General features: G+C 58.9%; 12 protein-coding genes. 4 read left to right on the top strand and 8 right to left on the bottom strand.

Features of this window, described 5'->3' with window-relative positions; all coding sequences use genetic code 11:
- Positions 1–810, bottom strand: a complete 810-nt coding sequence (locus tag FMN63_RS21420; RefSeq protein ID WP_148586181.1) for an ABC transporter ATP-binding protein — start codon at positions 808–810, stop codon at positions 1–3.
- A 7-nt stretch (positions 811–817) separates the two neighbouring features.
- Positions 818–1,966: an ABC transporter permease gene (locus FMN63_RS21415; protein ID WP_148586180.1), complete on the bottom strand. Its 1,149-nt coding sequence runs from the start codon at positions 1,964–1,966 to the stop codon at positions 818–820.
- Positions 1,967–2,092: 126 nt separating this feature from the next.
- Between FMN63_RS21415 and dgcN the strand changes: the two genes are divergently transcribed.
- A complete protein-coding gene (gene dgcN, locus FMN63_RS21410) occupies positions 2,093–3,106 on the top strand; it encodes an N-acetyltransferase DgcN (protein ID WP_148586179.1) in 1,014 nt (337 codons plus the stop codon).
- Positions 3,103–4,086 carry an N-acetyl-D-Glu racemase DgcA gene (gene dgcA, locus FMN63_RS21405; RefSeq protein ID WP_148586178.1) on the top strand — a complete coding sequence of 328 codons (984 nt, stop codon included), beginning with the start codon at positions 3,103–3,105 and terminating at the stop codon, positions 4,084–4,086. The genes dgcN and dgcA overlap by 4 nt, the downstream gene beginning before the upstream one ends.
- Before the next feature lie 169 nt (positions 4,087–4,255).
- Here dgcA and FMN63_RS21400 read toward each other — a convergent pair whose 3' ends face one another.
- Entirely contained in the window at positions 4,256–5,446 is a 1,191-nt protein-coding gene (locus tag FMN63_RS21400; protein ID WP_148586177.1) for an MFS transporter, read from the bottom strand.
- Positions 5,447–5,565: 119 nt separating this feature from the next.
- Between FMN63_RS21400 and FMN63_RS21395 the strand changes: the two genes are divergently transcribed.
- The gene (locus FMN63_RS21395; RefSeq protein WP_148586176.1) at positions 5,566–6,741 is read left to right on the top strand and encodes a protein phosphatase CheZ; all 1,176 of its coding nucleotides are present in this window, start codon (positions 5,566–5,568) and stop codon (positions 6,739–6,741) included.
- A gap of 225 nt (positions 6,742–6,966) precedes the next feature.
- Here the strand turns inward: FMN63_RS21395 and FMN63_RS21390 are convergent, their stop codons facing one another.
- The 4 genes from FMN63_RS21390 to FMN63_RS21375 all read right to left on the bottom strand — a co-directional run bounded on the left by FMN63_RS21390 (position 6,967) and on the right by FMN63_RS21375 (position 11,784).
- Positions 6,967–8,301 carry a globin-coupled sensor protein gene (locus FMN63_RS21390; RefSeq protein ID WP_162855079.1) on the bottom strand — a complete coding sequence of 445 codons (1,335 nt, stop codon included), beginning with the start codon at positions 8,299–8,301 and terminating at the stop codon, positions 6,967–6,969.
- Between the two features lie 405 nt (positions 8,302–8,706).
- Positions 8,707–9,687, bottom strand: a complete 981-nt coding sequence (locus tag FMN63_RS21385; protein ID WP_162855078.1) for a threonine ammonia-lyase — start codon at positions 9,685–9,687, stop codon at positions 8,707–8,709.
- A 247-nt stretch (positions 9,688–9,934) separates the two neighbouring features.
- Positions 9,935–10,984: a glycosyltransferase family 4 protein gene (locus tag FMN63_RS21380; RefSeq protein WP_148586174.1), complete on the bottom strand. Its 1,050-nt coding sequence runs from the start codon at positions 10,982–10,984 to the stop codon at positions 9,935–9,937.
- Positions 10,981–11,784: a UDP-2,3-diacylglucosamine diphosphatase gene (locus FMN63_RS21375; protein ID WP_148586173.1), complete on the bottom strand. Its 804-nt coding sequence runs from the start codon at positions 11,782–11,784 to the stop codon at positions 10,981–10,983. The genes FMN63_RS21380 and FMN63_RS21375 overlap by 4 nt, the downstream gene beginning before the upstream one ends.
- 250 nt (positions 11,785–12,034) lie before the next feature.
- Between FMN63_RS21375 and FMN63_RS21370 the strand changes: the two genes are divergently transcribed.
- Complete coding sequence (locus tag FMN63_RS21370) at positions 12,035–12,814, top strand: SDR family oxidoreductase (protein WP_148586172.1); 780 nt, start codon at positions 12,035–12,037, stop codon at positions 12,812–12,814.
- A gap of 69 nt (positions 12,815–12,883) precedes the next feature.
- Here FMN63_RS21370 and FMN63_RS21365 read toward each other — a convergent pair whose 3' ends face one another.
- On the bottom strand, positions 12,884–14,158 hold the full coding sequence (locus tag FMN63_RS21365) for an OmpP1/FadL family transporter (RefSeq protein ID WP_209001262.1): 1,275 nt from the start codon (positions 14,156–14,158) through the stop codon (positions 12,884–12,886).
- Positions 14,159–14,803 lie beyond the last annotated feature (645 nt).

Genomic DNA, 14,803 nt, shown 5'->3' with positions numbered 1-14,803 from the left:
CTATGCTCGGCGTAGGGCACGTTCACCCCTGAAGTAAGATTTAATCCAGGGATCATCATTTTTCATCATGTCGTCCATCGTTCCGATGGCCAGAACACGCTTTTTCCCAAGAACAGCAACCCGATCACAGATAGAATGCAAACTATCAAGATCATGGGTGACCATATAAACGGTCAATCCGAGGGTCGAACTGAGATTTGCGATAAGCGAATCAAAGGCCGCCGCTCCGATCGGATCGAGCCCGGACGTCGGCTCGTCCAGAAACACCAAATCCGGATCGAGTGCAAGGGCACGGGCCAGGCTCGCCCGTTTGACCATGCCTCCGGAAAGCTCAGAGGGAAGCTTGTCGCCGGCATCTTGCGGCAGTCCGACAAGTTCGAGCTTCAAGGTTGCGAGTTCATCCATCAGCTGCGGCGAAAGCTTCAGGTGTTCCCGCATGGGCACCTGAATGTTCTGTTTGACCGACAGGGACGAAAACAGCGCCCCTTGCTGAAAAAGCACGCCCCAGCGGCGCTCGATGGCCGTGCGCTCCTGCCGGCTTGCAGTCGACAGGTCGTGCCCGAAAACAGATATCTTGCCGCTTCGCCGCGGCGTCAGGCCCAGGATTGTGCGCATCAACACCGATTTGCCGGTACCCGACCCACCCACGAATCCGAGCACTTCGCCCCGGCGCACATCCAGGTCGAGATCCTTCAGGACGATCTTGGAACCGAATCCGACGGTGATGTCGCGCACCGACAGGACGTTGTCCGACTCCTCACCCGTCGCGGCTGTCTCTTTTTCAGGCGTCTCGCTCTGGCTTTGCGTCATCGGCTGGTCAAACTCCAATCGCGGCAAAGAAAATGGCGAAGAAACCATCCACCACGATGACAAGGAAAATGGCCTTCACCACCGACATGGTCGTGTGACGGCCAAGAGATTCGGACGAGCCTTCGACCTTCAGCCCCTCTACACAGGCAATCAGGCCGACGATCAGCGCCATGAAGGGCGCCTTTACCAGTCCGACGATCAGCGTATTGATGGTGATGGCCGCCTGCAACTGCGTCAGAAAGGCCGCAGGCGGAATATCAAGATATGCCCAGGTCACGATTCCCGAGCCGAAGAGAGCCGAAACGTCGGAAACGAAGGTCAGGATGGGCAGCGCAATCATCAGCGCCAGAATGCGCGGCAGCACCAGGACTTCGGTCACGCTGAGGCCAATCACATGCAGCGCGTCGACTTCTTCCTGCATCCGCATGGACCCCAGTTCCGCCGTAAAGGCGGACCCCGAGCGGCCTGCCACCATGATAGCGGTCAGAATCACCCCGATTTCCCGCAGAACCAGAATGCCGGCAAGGTCGACGACGAAAATGTCGGCCCCGAACTGCTTCAGATAGAAGCCGCCCTGCTGCGAGATGATAGCTCCGATGAGAAAACTCATCAGCGCCACGATAGGCACCGCGCCGATGCAACTCCGGTCGAACTGAACCGCAATCGATATGCTGCGCAGGCGTTTAGGCACAAGAAGAACTGTCGACAGAACCAGGCCGAGCGACCCGAGAATGTGCAGCATCGCCAAGGCGTCTTTATAAACGCCGACCATCTGCCGGCCGGTGGCTTCCAGAAAGCCGACAACGGACAACCCGCCCGGATCCGGCTTCCAGCTCGGCGGATGGTGGTTCTCTATCTCCTGGAACAGAGTCTTTCGAACATCGGAGACACCGGTCAGGCCAACCCTGCGTCCCTCGAATTCCAGATGCCCACGCGTGCGATGGATCAGCCATGCACCGCTGGTGTCCAGATGTTCGATCTTGGAAACATCGATACAGGTGAGCCGTTTCTTGTCGAGAGACAGACTTTTCAGCTGTTTCTCGGCGTCGGCAATGGTGCTGATGGTCCAGTCACCTGAAAGGGCAAGGTACTGTTTATCCGACCCGTCTGCCTTCAGAGCCGATTCCGGCGCAATGTTTTTTTCCAAGAATGCCATTCCGGCTGGCTGCCCTCTTGCCGCTGGTTCACCATCCCCCGTATACCTGATGGAGAAGTTCAATACCAACCGTCATTCACCATGAAGTTGGTACCTCCCTCCAGTAGACACTTGAAAGCTCTATCCATGGAAATCGCACGTCCTTACCTGTTGTTTCTCGGTGATGTTCCCGACGCCCTTGCCGCCAAGACCGCCATTGGCATTGTAGACTGGCGCAAGGACTGGTGCCTGGGCCAGGTCCGCCTGCCCGGCTGCGCCGCCGACACCGGCCTTACCGACATGTCGATTGCAGAAGGGGCGGACGCTGGCGCCAAGACTTTCATCATCGGCGCCGTGAACGCCGGAGGCCGCTTGCCGGAGCATTGGGTCGAATCTGTTGTCGAGGCTCTCGATGCCGGTATGGATGTGGCGTCCGGCCTGCATGTGCGCCTTGCCAGCGTGCCTGCGATCAGGGAAGCCGCAGAACGCAACGGCCGCCTGCTTCACGACGTGCGCCACAATGACATGGCCTTTGCCACCGGCAAGGGCACCAAACGCGCCGGCAAACGCATTCTGGCCGTCGGCACCGATTGTTCCGTCGGCAAGAAATACACTGCCCTCGCCATGGACAAGGCCATGAACGACCGCGGCTTTTCCAGCACCTTCTGCGCGACCGGCCAGACCGGTGTGTTCATTTCCGGCCGCGGCGTCGCACTCGACGCGGTGATTGCCGACTTCATTTCCGGCGCCGCCGAATGGATCTCGCCCGAGACCGATCCCGATCACTGGCAGATCATCGAAGGCCAGGGCTCGCTGTTTCACCCGTCCTTCGCCGGGGTCACGCTTGGCCTTCTGCATGGCTCCCAGCCGGACGGTTTCATCGTCTGCCACGAACCGACCCGCACCAAGATGCGCGGTGTCGAAACGCCGCTGCCGACGATCCAGCAGGTTATCGACATGACCATTGCCTGCGGAAAACTGACCAATCCGGACATCCGCTGCGTCGGCATTGCCGTCAACACCACTGCGCTTGGTGAAGACGAGGCCCTCGCGTATCTGGCCAAGATCGGCGAAAAGCACGGCCTGCCTGCAACCGATCCGGTCCGCTACGGCATGGAAGCCATCGTCGACAAGGTTTCGGCAGAGTTCGGTGCGCCATGAGCCTTGAGGTCAACATCGAGGCACAGCGCTTCGAAATCGCGGGAGGTTTCAAGATCTCCCGCGAGACCCGCACCCATGCCCAGGTAGTCGTCGTTACCCTGAACGATGGCTCCGCGACCGGCCATGGCGAATGCGTGCCCTATCCGCGTTACGGCGAATCGCTTGAAACCGTGCAGACACAGATCGAGGAAATCGCCCCCCTTCTGAAAAACGGCCTCAGCCGGGAAGAGCTTCTGGAGGCTATGCCTGCAGGAGCAGCCCGCAATGCCGTCGACTGCGCCCTTTGGGACCTGGAAGCCAAGCGTTCCGGAAAAGCGGCAACAGACATTGCCGGTTTCGGCACGCTGAAACCGGTCACGACGGCCTTCACCATCAGCGTCGACACGCCGGAAAAGATGGCTGAAAAGACCCGCGCAGCAGCGCATCGTCCACTCTTGAAGGTCAAGCTTGCCGGCCCCGGTGACGACGAGCGGATTGCTGCCGTGCGCCTTGCTGCCCCCGACAGCACCCTGATCGTCGACGCAAACGAAGCCTGGGACGAAAGCTGTTTTGAAACAAACATGGCTGCCTGCCAGACGGCAGGCGTTGCCCTGATCGAACAGCCGCTCCCTTCCAAGAACGACGATCTTCTCGCAGGGCTCGAACGGAGTGTGGTGATCTGCGCCGACGAAAGCCTCCATCCGGGCAAGAGCATCGACGGATTGCGGGCGAAGTATGATGCGGTCAACATCAAGCTCGACAAGGCAGGCGGCCTGACGGCCGCGCTGAAACTTGTCGAAGATGCGCGCGCCCAGGATCTGAAAATCATGGTCGGCTGTATGGTTGGCACGTCTCTGGCCATGGCACCGGCGGTGCTGATCGCGCAGAAGGCGGATTTCGTCGACCTCGACGGGCCACTCCTGCTGGCCGAGGACCGCTCGCCGGGTCTGAAGTTTGAAGGCAGCACCCTTTTCCCGCCCCTGCCGGAGCTGTGGGGGTAAGGCAAAAGCCTGTATGGAAAAGAAAAACGCCGGTTTCCCTGATCTGGGACCGGCGTTTTTTGTTGGCCTGCGAATCCTGAATTTCGGAAGCACAGAGACATCTGCGTTTCAAAGATGATCGTCAGTCAAAAGCCAACGGATGCCGCCTTGAAGGTCAAGTGGAGCGATCTCACTCCGCCGCCATGCGCCTTCGCAGCATCGGCGTCAATGCCAGCGTCAACAGTGTGCCGATGGCCGCGATCACAGCCATCAGGAAAAAGGGCCAGTTCGGATTGATCTCGTAAAGGGCACCGGAAATACTGAGACCGATTGCCATCTGAATGCCAACGGACGTTGCCAGCAGCCCCTGCCCCGTTCCCGCCCACCGGCTGGGCACGACGCGCGCAAGAATCGCAACGGCCCCCAGATGCGCCGCGCCGAAAGAAAGGCCGTGCAAGGTCTGGAGGGCAGCCATGGCAGGCACCGTCTCGGCGAAGGGAAACAGAAGCCACCGGACGGTGGCCGCCGTACCTGCTGCCAGCAGAAAGACCGGCGGATCGAACCGTTGCGCCACCTTTCCGGCAACCGTGAACAAGGCGATTTCAGCCGCAACGCCCGTTGCCCACAAGAGACCAATGGCAAAATCAGGAACGTCCATGGCCTGCCAATAGAGCGTTCCGAAGCCGTAAAAGGCCGAGTGGCTCGCCTGGTAAAGGCCGAGCACCACCAGCAACGGCCAGAACCAGACGCTTTTGAACGGCGTGTCCTTGTCGTCGTCCCCAGCGCCAGTCCCGCTCTCCTTCTCTGACCCGCCAGGCGCTTTACGCCGCTTTTGACGAGGCAGCGACATGGCAACAGCACCTGTTGCGAGAGAGGCCAGACCCACGGCAACCACGATGAGCCACGACGTGGCTTCCGCGGCCAGAGAACCTCCGACAATGCTGGCAACCACAAAACCGGCCGAGCCCCAAAGCCGCATGCGGGCATAATCAGCCCCGGTATTGCGCTGGACATCCAGCGCATAGGCATCGCTGAGCGGCACCACAGGTGCATTCATGACCATGTAGCCGATCACCGCAATGGACAGAAACACAAGGCCCAGGGGAAGAAAGTAAAGCCCGATGAAGACTGCTGCCGCCAGAGCATAGATCAGAATTGAAAGACGGCGCTGACCGGTGCGGTCGGAGAGATTCGACAGAAGCGGGCTTGCTGCGATACGGGCAATGGTGCCTATCCCCAGAACAAATCCGATTTCAGCGGCCGTCAGCCCGCGAAACCCGAGGACGACCGGAAAAAACGGCAGAAACAAGCCGACGCCGAAGAAGTGGCTGGCAAACAGGGCCGAGACACGGCTGCTGATACTGGAACGGTCGAGCGACATGGGATACCGGGCGTGGGACTGCCCTAAAAGGATGTTAACGATTTACGCCTTACCTTAGAGCGAAGTTGTCCGTGTTACGGCAATAAACGACACTTAGGCAAGTTGAGAAGCGCGTCCATATGAAAGCGGCAGCAGCACAGGAACAACCGGAGCCGATCGGCGAAGCCGAATACCAGACTCTCGAACAGACCCTGATGGAGTCCGATCGCGGGCGCAGGTTCTTGAAAGAGTTTCTCAATCGCAACAAGACACCGGAAACAACCGAGATCCTGACTGCGATTGGTCGGCTAGAGAAAATGATGACCCGGCAACGCAAGGTGCCGGACCTCGACACGATCCGTCTCGACATCGCGGACATGCACGAGGCCATCGAGCGCACCAAGTCGGAGATTGCCAACATCAAGGCAGAAGGCGAGGAAAGCAATCGCTTTGTCGACGCCTCTCACGAACTCGATGCCATCGTCACCCAGACCGAAGGGGCAACCCAATCCATCCTGGAAGCTGCCGAACAGATCCAGGAAAAGGCATGGATTCTGCGCGAGAACGGCGCCGAAGACGCGGTTTGCGACGACATCGACGCCAAGGCAACCGAAATCTTCATGGCCTGCTCCTTCCAGGATCTGACCGGCCAGCGGACGAACAAGGTTGTGCAGGTGCTGCGTTACCTTGAAAGCCGCATCAACCTGATGATCAACATCTGGGGCATCGAAGAAATGGACGCCGACGCGACGGCCGGTCCCGTCGACGAACGTCCGGATGCACATCTCCTGAACGGTCCCCAGCTTGCCGGCGGCGTTTCCCAGACCAACGTCGATGAACTGATGTCCGTCAGCAACGACGTTTTCGACGCTGCGCTGAAGGAAACCGGGACTGACGAGGAAGCGCCCAAAGCCGCATCCCACGCCAGCGCGGCCGATGTTGACGCGATCATGGCGTCCGGTACCGACGTAGATGCCATCATGGCGTCCGAGACGGATGTCGATGCCATCATGGCTGGCGGCGATGAGCCGATGGACGCTGCAGCCATCGACGACATGTTTGCCTCTGCTCCCGCTGCAGAGGAAGAAGAAGACGACACTGAACTCGCCGCTGAAGATCCCGAAAGCACTCTGGATGAAGCTGCCATCGAAGCCCTGTTCGACAGCGAAGTCAGTGAAACGGCCGACGAATCCCACGACGAAGCTGAAGCCGAAGCCGATGCAGAGTGGGAACTGACTGAGGAAGTCGCCGGAGAAGATAGCGAAGACCCGCTAAAACAGCTCTCCGAAGCAGAGCGCCAGGCACTCTTCAACTAAGGCCAAATCTGACAAGACGTTTGAAAAAGGCGCCCACTGCGGCGCCTTTTTTGTGTCTTCGTCCACCAACAAGCCCCGGTACGATGCCTCAGGGCCAGGGTCTATGGACGGATGAGGGTGAGAGAAAGGCGCGAGACAACAGGATTGTCCGCACCTTGGGCGTCCCGGCACAAGGCCGGGACAAAATCTCGGGTGGGTTAATCACGACAGTTTGCCGGAATGGTCTCAGTGCCCGATGTTGATCTTCGCGAAGAACTGTTCCGCCTGCTGACCAAGCTGACCAGCCTGGTCCTTCAGCGCCGCCGACATGTCCTGAATGGTGACGACTGCTCCATCGACATTTTCCACCGACCCGCGCACGGCAGTGATCTCTTGCGTGAAAGCCTGAGTGCCCTGCGCCGCGATCTGCACATTGGAGGATATTTCGGCCGTTGCCGCCGCCTGCTGTTCCACTGCCGACGCAATCCCGGTCGCGATTTCGGACAGCGCGCCGATGATCGACGTGATGCCGTCGATATCCTGAACCGACTGCTTTGTCGCCTGCTGGATGCTGGCAACCTGTTCGGTGATTTCGTCTGTTGCCTTTGTAGTCTGGCTGGCAAGCTCCTTGACCTCGGCCGCGACGACCGCAAATCCCCGCCCCATTTCACCGGCCCGGGCCGCTTCGATGGTGGCGTTCAATGCCAGAAGGTTGGTCTGTGCCGCGATTTCCGAGATCAGACCAATTACCGAGCCGACCTGGTCCGCAAAGCCGGCAAGCTTGGTGACGGATTCGTTGGTGTTGCGTGCCCCCGCCACGGCCTTGACAGCCATTTCGCGCGACTGCTCCGCCTGACGTCCGATCTCGACAATCGACGCAGACATTTCCTCTGTCGCCGTCGCGCTGGACTGCACACCGCTCGCCGTCTCCGCCGAGGTGTTATCCATCCTGATCATTCGTTCGCCAATGTCGACGGTTTCGCGGCGCAGACTGCCTGAAGAGGCCTCAAGCTGTTCGGAGGCCGTGCCGAGCGTGCCAACCGTACCACCGAGCACATCCTGAAATTCCTGGATGGCAGCCTTCAATTCGGCTTCACGACCGACTGCATCGGTCACCATTTTATCGTGATAGGTGGAAATCGCCACATCCATATCGAGCATGACCAGCTTCGTCATCACCTGCACAGCCTGCGAGCGCTTGCCTGCCGACATGAAGCGCTTCGACAGGATCATCTCCGTCAGCTGTGTCAGGGCGTAGGAATAACCCCCGATGTACCAGCTGGGATCGAGACCGATCCGTTCGTGGGTAAGACCGATCTTCACCGCGCGTTCCTGGTAGGCCTCATCCGGGCCCGTTGCGAACAGGCCTTCCCAGTGGCTCATCTGCGCTTTCACCAGGCCGGCCTGCCTGTCACCAACAAGCGCCGCAAGATGCGGAACGGTTTTCACATGCGCATAGAACCCGTCGAGGATCTTCGGCAAGGCTTCCTTGATTGTCGGCCACAGGGACTGCGCCAAAACCCGGTCTTCATCAGTGTAACGGAAAAACGTCAGCCGATCTTTCAAAGTATTTGTCTGCATAAATGCCTCTTGGAACAGCATGCTGACGGCCGAAGTACCGGCTGCCGGAGCTGATCTCTTTACAGTTTCCGCACCACCGGCCAATGCCTGTGAAAAGGCGCGGGATCCCTACCCAATCAGCGCGTACCACCCGCCCCTCCGAAGCCGCTGTGGGCTTTGAAAGGCAACATACGGCGAACCGCGCCATGTGTGACGCGTCGGGAACTCTGACAATGAACAGGCGAGAAAAGGAGAAAACGCCGCACCGTTGCCGGCACCGCGCGTTACAATTCGATTTTCAGCAAACCCGTTCACATCGTCCCGGCGAAAAGGCAAACAGGCCGCCGCATCCGATAGTCTTCCTTACCCGGATTCGACAAGCCATGCTTGTAGCCCCCGCTATAGCGAACAGGCCCTAAGGTCACGTTAACGGGACAGCGCCGTCATCAGCATTTGTGGATCGATATTTCCGCCGGTCAGCACGATGCCTACGGTCTTTCCCGTAACAGGCAGTTTGCCGGCCAGCAGGGCCGCAAGGGCAACCGCCCCTCCCGGCTCCACGACAAGCTTCAATTCAGTAAAGGCAAATGCCACAGCCGCGAGAGCTTCCTCGTCGGTGACGGTCACCCCTTCACCTGCGACGCGTTGCAGGATTGAAAAGCCGATATTCCCTGGCGAGTCAGTCAGGAGTGCATCGCAGATAGACCCGGTCTTGACCGGGTTCGACAATCGCTCACCAGCCTGCAGAGACCGCTTGTAATCGTCAAACAAGGCCGGTTCAGCTGTGTGAAAGACCGTACCCGGCGATTTGCTTTCCAGCGCCAGCGCAATGCCGCTGGACAATCCGCCGCCACCGGTACAAGCCAACACGTGGTCCAGATGAAGACCCAGCGCAGCCGCCTGCGCCGCCATTTCCAGCCCGACAGTGCCCTGCCCCGCGATAACGCCGACATCATTGTAGGGGTGGACAAGCGTGGCCCCGGACCGGGAACACAAGTCACCTGCGACCGCATCGCGATCCTCGGTTTCCCGGTCATAGGTGATCACGGTCGCCCCGTAGCCGCGCGTCCGGTCCAGCTTGATCCTGGGAGCATCCGCCGGCATGACGATGGTTGCAGGCATACCCAGCAACTGCGCGCTTGCAGCAACGCCCTGCGCGTGGTTTCCTGACGAACACGCGACCACCCCCTTGGGACGATCCGATTCCGGTATGAGGTTGAGCCGGTTGAAGGCGCCGCGGAACTTGAACGAGCCGCTGCGTTGCAGGTTCTCCGGTTTGATAACAACAGTGGCCCCGGTCCTCTCGTCGAGCAGGGGATGGCGCAGCAGCGGCGTCACCAGGGCCTCGGCACGGATCCGCTCCGCTGCAGCTTCTACATCCTCGATGGACACGGTCTGTCCAGCCATCTTCGATCCAGCTTCAGACACAGGCTGCGATTGTGTTGTCGACATCGGAACTCGCTCTATACGTCAAACCATTGTATGGGTACCCAAGCCGCATCAGGTCACGGCGCAACGCGCCGGGCCTGTTTTGGGGTCAGGGTCTTCATGCAAGTGTTTTCACAGGAAGGCGGGCAGTTCCAGCGGGAACTTGTCTTGGTGTCAATTTCGTGCGCGGGCACGCGGCCTGCCTCGAAACGCGCAGTCAGCGACCTTATTCGGCAGCTTTTCCCCGCACCAAACGGCCATTGAAAATGTCTTGCGCCTCGATGCAATTGTCCAGGAACTGGCGAGCGCTGGCCGCCCAGGTGTAGTTCATGGCAATCGTCCGGCAATGGTCGCGTGGAATATCCAGTGCCGCTTCCGCCGCTTCGCGAAGGTCCTCGGACAGAACACCTGCACCCGTATCGCTGATGACGTCGAGAGGCCCCATCACCGGAAAGGCGGCAACCGGCACGCCGCAGGCCAGAGCCTCCAGCATTACGTTGCCGAAGGTATCCGTGAGGGATGGAAAAACGAAGACATCCGCGTCCGAGTAATGCCTTGCAAGATCCTCACCCACCTTCGAACCGGTGAAATGCACTGCCGGATACTCCCGGCGCAGATTGTCGAGTTGAGGACCATCACCGACCACCACCTTCGATCCGGGCAGGTCGAGATCCAGAAACGCCTTGATGTTCTTTTCGACGGCAACGCGGCCGACATACATGAACACCGGGCGCGGCAGGTCGGCAGGCAGCACGGATCCCTCATAGGGCTTGAACTGCTGTTCATCGACCCCGCGCGACCAGCGCATGAGATTGGTAAAGCCACGACCGCGCAGATCCTGCTCCAGCGACCGTGTCGCAACCATGCAGCCGCAGCCGGAATTATGAAAACGGCGCAGCCAGCTGTAGGACCACGTCAGCGGCACCGGCAAACGGGCCGACACATACTCCGGAAACCGGGTGTGGTAGCTGGTGGTGAATGGACGCCTTGCCTTGTTGGCCACGCTAGCGGCCAGAAGACCGAGCGGGCCTTCCGTTGCAATGTGAAGATGCTCGCAGCCGTATTCCTCGATTTTCCGGCGCACGATGCCCCGGTGGGTCAGCGACAGGCGGATTTCCGGATAGGTCGGACACGGCAGGGTCGTGAACTCCTGAGGGGTCAGAAACTCCACCCGCACGCCGATCTTTTCCAGTTCCTCGGCCGTGCGCTCCAGCGATCGAACCACGCCGTTTATCTGGGGATGCCAGGCATCCGTCACAATCAGAATGGAACTCATGCGGCGACCGGCGCTTCCTTGGCTTTCGCCGGCACAGCCTCCTGCTGCGTATGGTCCACCCATCGGATCACCTCAAATGTTCCATCGTGGTGCTCGGCAACCGCAGTGCAGCTTTCCACCCAGTCACCCGTGTTGATGTAGTGAATGCCATCCAGATCTCGATCCGCGGCGTGGTGAATATGCCCGCAAATGACGCCGTCGACACCCTGCCGGCGAGCTTCGTCAGACAACGCCTCTTCGAAACGGCCGATAAAACTGACCGCATTCTTGACCTTGAGTTTGGCCCAGGCGGACAGTGACCAGTAGGTCAGCCCAAGGCGGCGGCGCACCATGTTGAGCCAGGTATTGATGCCGAGCGCGGTCACATAGGCCTTGTCCCCGAAGAAGGCCAGCCACTTGGCGTGGCGGATCACCACGTCGAACTGGTCGCCGTGAATGACCAGGTAGCGTTTTCCGTTGGCCGCTTCGTGAATGATGCTGTCGGTCACTTCAACGCCGCCAAAGTGGGTACCGAGGAAACTGCGCAGAAACTCGTCGTGATTTCCGGGAATGTAGACGATGCGCGCGCCCTTGCGGCCTTTGCGCAGGATCTTCTGAACCACGTCGTTGTGAAGCTGTGGCCAGTACCACGACCGCCGGAGACGCCAGCCATCGGCAATGTCACCGACCAGGTAAATGGTCTCGGCTTCATTGTCCTTCAGAAAGTCCAGTAGCATCTCCGCCTGACAACCGCGCGTGCCGAGATGGACGTCGGAAATAAACAAGGCCCGGTAATGCCGCGATGCCTCTGCGGTAGACATAGCACTTCTCCAAATTCCCTTTGGAGCGCTTTAGACGCGATTCAAGTATCACTATTATGACAAATGGCGGGACTTCCCCGGCGGTGGTTATTTTCAAGCCTTATGATTAACGCCGACACGCCCGGAAAAATGGCCTAGCGGAGACCACCTGCCGGTTGCCAGCAGGCAGCCCCCCTGCCCCAAGGGCATTTGACAGCATCCGCTTTTGCCAGTCACAAAGCCTATCCAAATTGCAGCAAGGAGATCGCTCATGGACCTCGGCCTCAAAGGCAAAAAGGCAATCATCTGTGCGTCGAGCCGCGGCCTCGGCAAGGGCTGCGCTCAAGCACTGGCGGAAGCCGGCTGTGACATCGTGCTGAACGGCCGCACCGAAACGGTTCTGGAAGAAACCCGTTCGCAGCTTCACAGCCGCTACGGGGTGAGCGTTACCGCCATCGCAGCAGATGTTTCCACTTCAGAAGGGCAAAAGGCGCTTCTGGCGGCCTGCCCCAATCCGGACATTCTGGTCAACAACAACGGCGGCCCACCCCGGCGCGACTATTCAGAGCTGGATCGTGAAGCGCTTCTGGAAGGTGTGGTGCAGAACTTTGTCACCCCTATCGAGCTCATGCAGGCCGTTGTGCCCGGCATGAAGGAGCGCGGCTTTGGCCGTATCGTCAACATCACCTCGCTGTCTGTGAAGATGCCCATCGAGGGGCTCGACCTTTCCAGCGGCGCGCGGGCTGGTCTCACCGCGTTCCTGGCAGGCGTCTGCCGCCAACTCGCACCACACGGCGTAACGGTCAACAACCTTCTGCCCGGCAAGATGGATACGGACCGGCTGAAGGGCGGCTTTGAACGCGCTGCGCAGCAGAGCGGAAAAAGCGTTGAGGATGTTCGCGCCGCACAGGCTGCCGAAATTCCGGTTGGACGGTTCGGCTCGGCAGAGGAATTCGGCCAGACCTGCGCTTTCCTGTGCTCCCGTCACGCCGGCTATATCACCGGTCAGAACATCCTGATGGATGGCGGGCTTTACCCGGCAGCCTTTTAAAGCTGGTGAAATAGCAAAAGGCCGGAGCGTTTGCCCCGGCCTTGTTTCGTTGTGTCAGCGAACTCCCGCTCAGTAGGTGTATCTGAGCGAGGCCGAGATGATGTTCACCTGGCTGTCGACCTTGCCGGTGTAGGTGCCGATGTTGGAATTGTAGTCCTGGTGGTTGCCAGAAATGTCGATCTTGGTGTCGGCCGGGATCAGGTGCGAGTAGCCGATGTCGAAAGCGAGGTTATCCGCCGGCGACCAGGTCATACCCGCCGACAACCACAGACGGTCGTTGTCCGGCAACCGTGTGGAGCGAATGTTCTCGTCAATCGGCGAGAGCTCATAGCCGACACCTGCACGCAAGGTAACCTGCTGGTTCCAGTTGTATTCCCCACCGACCGCGAAGAACCAACCGTCATCGTAGTTGAATTCCAAGTTGGGCAGACCGGTCGGATTGGTGGTCGCCGTACCGCCATCGCTGCTCGGATGCACGGTTTTCAGCCGGGACCAGTTGGTCCATTCAACCGTACCGGCGATCTTGAAAGCGTCGTTGATGCGGTGACTTGCCGACAGTGTCACTGTGTCCGGTGTAACAACTGTCGCATTGATGCCTGCGCGATTGCCCGCAAAGGAAACCGGGGTCGTACCCACAAAAAAGCGCCCGCCCGGATTGATGTAGGAACCATCAAGATCGTTGGCGACAGCAGACCGGTAGCCAAGACCGATTTCAGTTCCTTCCCACGGTCGGATGGTCAGACCGGCAGTCACGCCAAATCCATAGCCCTCCCCCTTGAATTCAGTCGTCGCAGCGGAGGTGGAGAACGGATAGGCCGATTTCAGCCGGACTTGCAGATATTGCGCCTGGATCCCGACACCGACAGCGAACATGTCGTTGATCTGATAGGCGATGGCCGGATTTACGTTGACCGAAAACACTTCGGATGACCGGGAATAGTATTGGCCCGCCCAGTTCTGTTCCGGTTTGGTGCTGAGCCCGAACGGCGCGTTGACGGCAAGACCGAACACCAGCTGATCGTTGAAGCGGTAAGCGGTGTATGTGGACGGCACCCAGGCATCCGATGCGATGTCGCCACTGCCCACAGTGCTGGTGGTCGCACCGTTGACGGTTGTCAGCGCACCTGGCGTAAAGGTTCCGTCGATATCGGATTCAGGCATGATGAAGGAGCTATGCGATTCAATCGTAAGCCCCTTGCCGGCGCCAATAAGCGTTGCCGGGTTCCAGAACATCGAGGAGATGGACTCACCCGTCGTTCCGTTCCCTGCGAAAGACATCCCCTGGTAATAAGCGCTTTGTTCTCTCAGCGCGAAACCGCCAGCGAAGGCCGAACTTGCAATCATTGATAGAGCTACTGCTGTTGAAGCAAGTAGAACTGTTTTCTTGTTTACCCACGGCATTGAGTTTCCTCCCATCCCCTAGCCCCCGGACGAATGATGACTACCTGAGACAGGATTTTAGGAGAACGCCGTTCGTTTCAACCGAATATTTACGTCAGGTCTGCGAACAGTTTTTCATGCTGCAATGCGAAATAAGCAGCATTTTTCACAGAGAATGCTGCCTCGATGGTCAAAACACTTCAAAAAGGACAAGTTAAGAGTCTGTTCGTTATCCAAACGACACACATCCAAACATTTGCCCAAAAAATAGGCAGTTCAGATATCAGTTTCCCATAACGTAATTTAACGCTGCATGGTTGCGGCTTTGCCACAGATCTCGCAAAGGAACGTGAACGGTTTGTAGGACAAACCCTTTGGTGCTCCTTGGTAAAATCACCAATCAGCTTCCTTGGCGGAAACAGGACCATGCGGACTCGGTTCCGCAATTGTTTGCTCCGAAAACACTTTTAGTCAGGAAATTTTCCAGCGTGCAGCCCGTTCGTTTCGCCCGGAAGCGATCGCTTTGCGGTCCGCTGGTTTCAAACTGCCAATCGCTCGAGTGTACCAGCCCGCAAGGAGATCGGTTGCAGCCAGGACCGGTGTTCAGCC

Origin of the sequence: Stappia sp. BW2 (assembly GCF_008107695.1) — a bacterium.
Taxonomy (GTDB): domain Bacteria; phylum Pseudomonadota; class Alphaproteobacteria; order Rhizobiales; family Stappiaceae; genus Roseibium.
Note: the sequence above shows the minus strand (reverse complement) of the source record. Positions and strands in the feature narration are given on the sequence as shown.

Excerpts from the sequence above, each read along its gene's own strand:
- FMN63_RS21420 (WP_148586181.1), bottom strand. The coding sequence starts at position 810 with ATGACGCAAAGCCAGAGCGAGACGCCTGAAAAAGAGACAGCCGCGACG.
- FMN63_RS21415 (WP_148586180.1), bottom strand. The coding sequence starts at position 1,966 with ATGGCATTCTTGGAAAAAAACATTGCGCCGGAATCGGCTCTGAAGGCA.
- dgcN (WP_148586179.1), top strand. The coding sequence starts at position 2,093 with ATGGAAATCGCACGTCCTTACCTGTTGTTTCTCGGTGATGTTCCCGAC.
- dgcA (WP_148586178.1), top strand. The coding sequence starts at position 3,103 with ATGAGCCTTGAGGTCAACATCGAGGCACAGCGCTTCGAAATCGCGGGA.
- FMN63_RS21400 (WP_148586177.1), bottom strand. The coding sequence starts at position 5,446 with ATGTCGCTCGACCGTTCCAGTATCAGCAGCCGTGTCTCGGCCCTGTTT.
- FMN63_RS21395 (WP_148586176.1), top strand. The coding sequence starts at position 5,566 with ATGAAAGCGGCAGCAGCACAGGAACAACCGGAGCCGATCGGCGAAGCC.
- FMN63_RS21390 (WP_162855079.1), bottom strand. The coding sequence starts at position 8,301 with ATGCAGACAAATACTTTGAAAGATCGGCTGACGTTTTTCCGTTACACT.
- FMN63_RS21385 (WP_162855078.1), bottom strand. The coding sequence starts at position 9,687 with ATGGCTGGACAGACCGTGTCCATCGAGGATGTAGAAGCTGCAGCGGAG.
- FMN63_RS21380 (WP_148586174.1), bottom strand. The coding sequence starts at position 10,984 with ATGAGTTCCATTCTGATTGTGACGGATGCCTGGCATCCCCAGATAAAC.
- FMN63_RS21375 (WP_148586173.1), bottom strand. The coding sequence starts at position 11,784 with ATGTCTACCGCAGAGGCATCGCGGCATTACCGGGCCTTGTTTATTTCC.
- FMN63_RS21370 (WP_148586172.1), top strand. The coding sequence starts at position 12,035 with ATGGACCTCGGCCTCAAAGGCAAAAAGGCAATCATCTGTGCGTCGAGC.
- FMN63_RS21365 (WP_209001262.1), bottom strand. The coding sequence starts at position 14,158 with ATGATTGCAAGTTCGGCCTTCGCTGGCGGTTTCGCGCTGAGAGAACAA.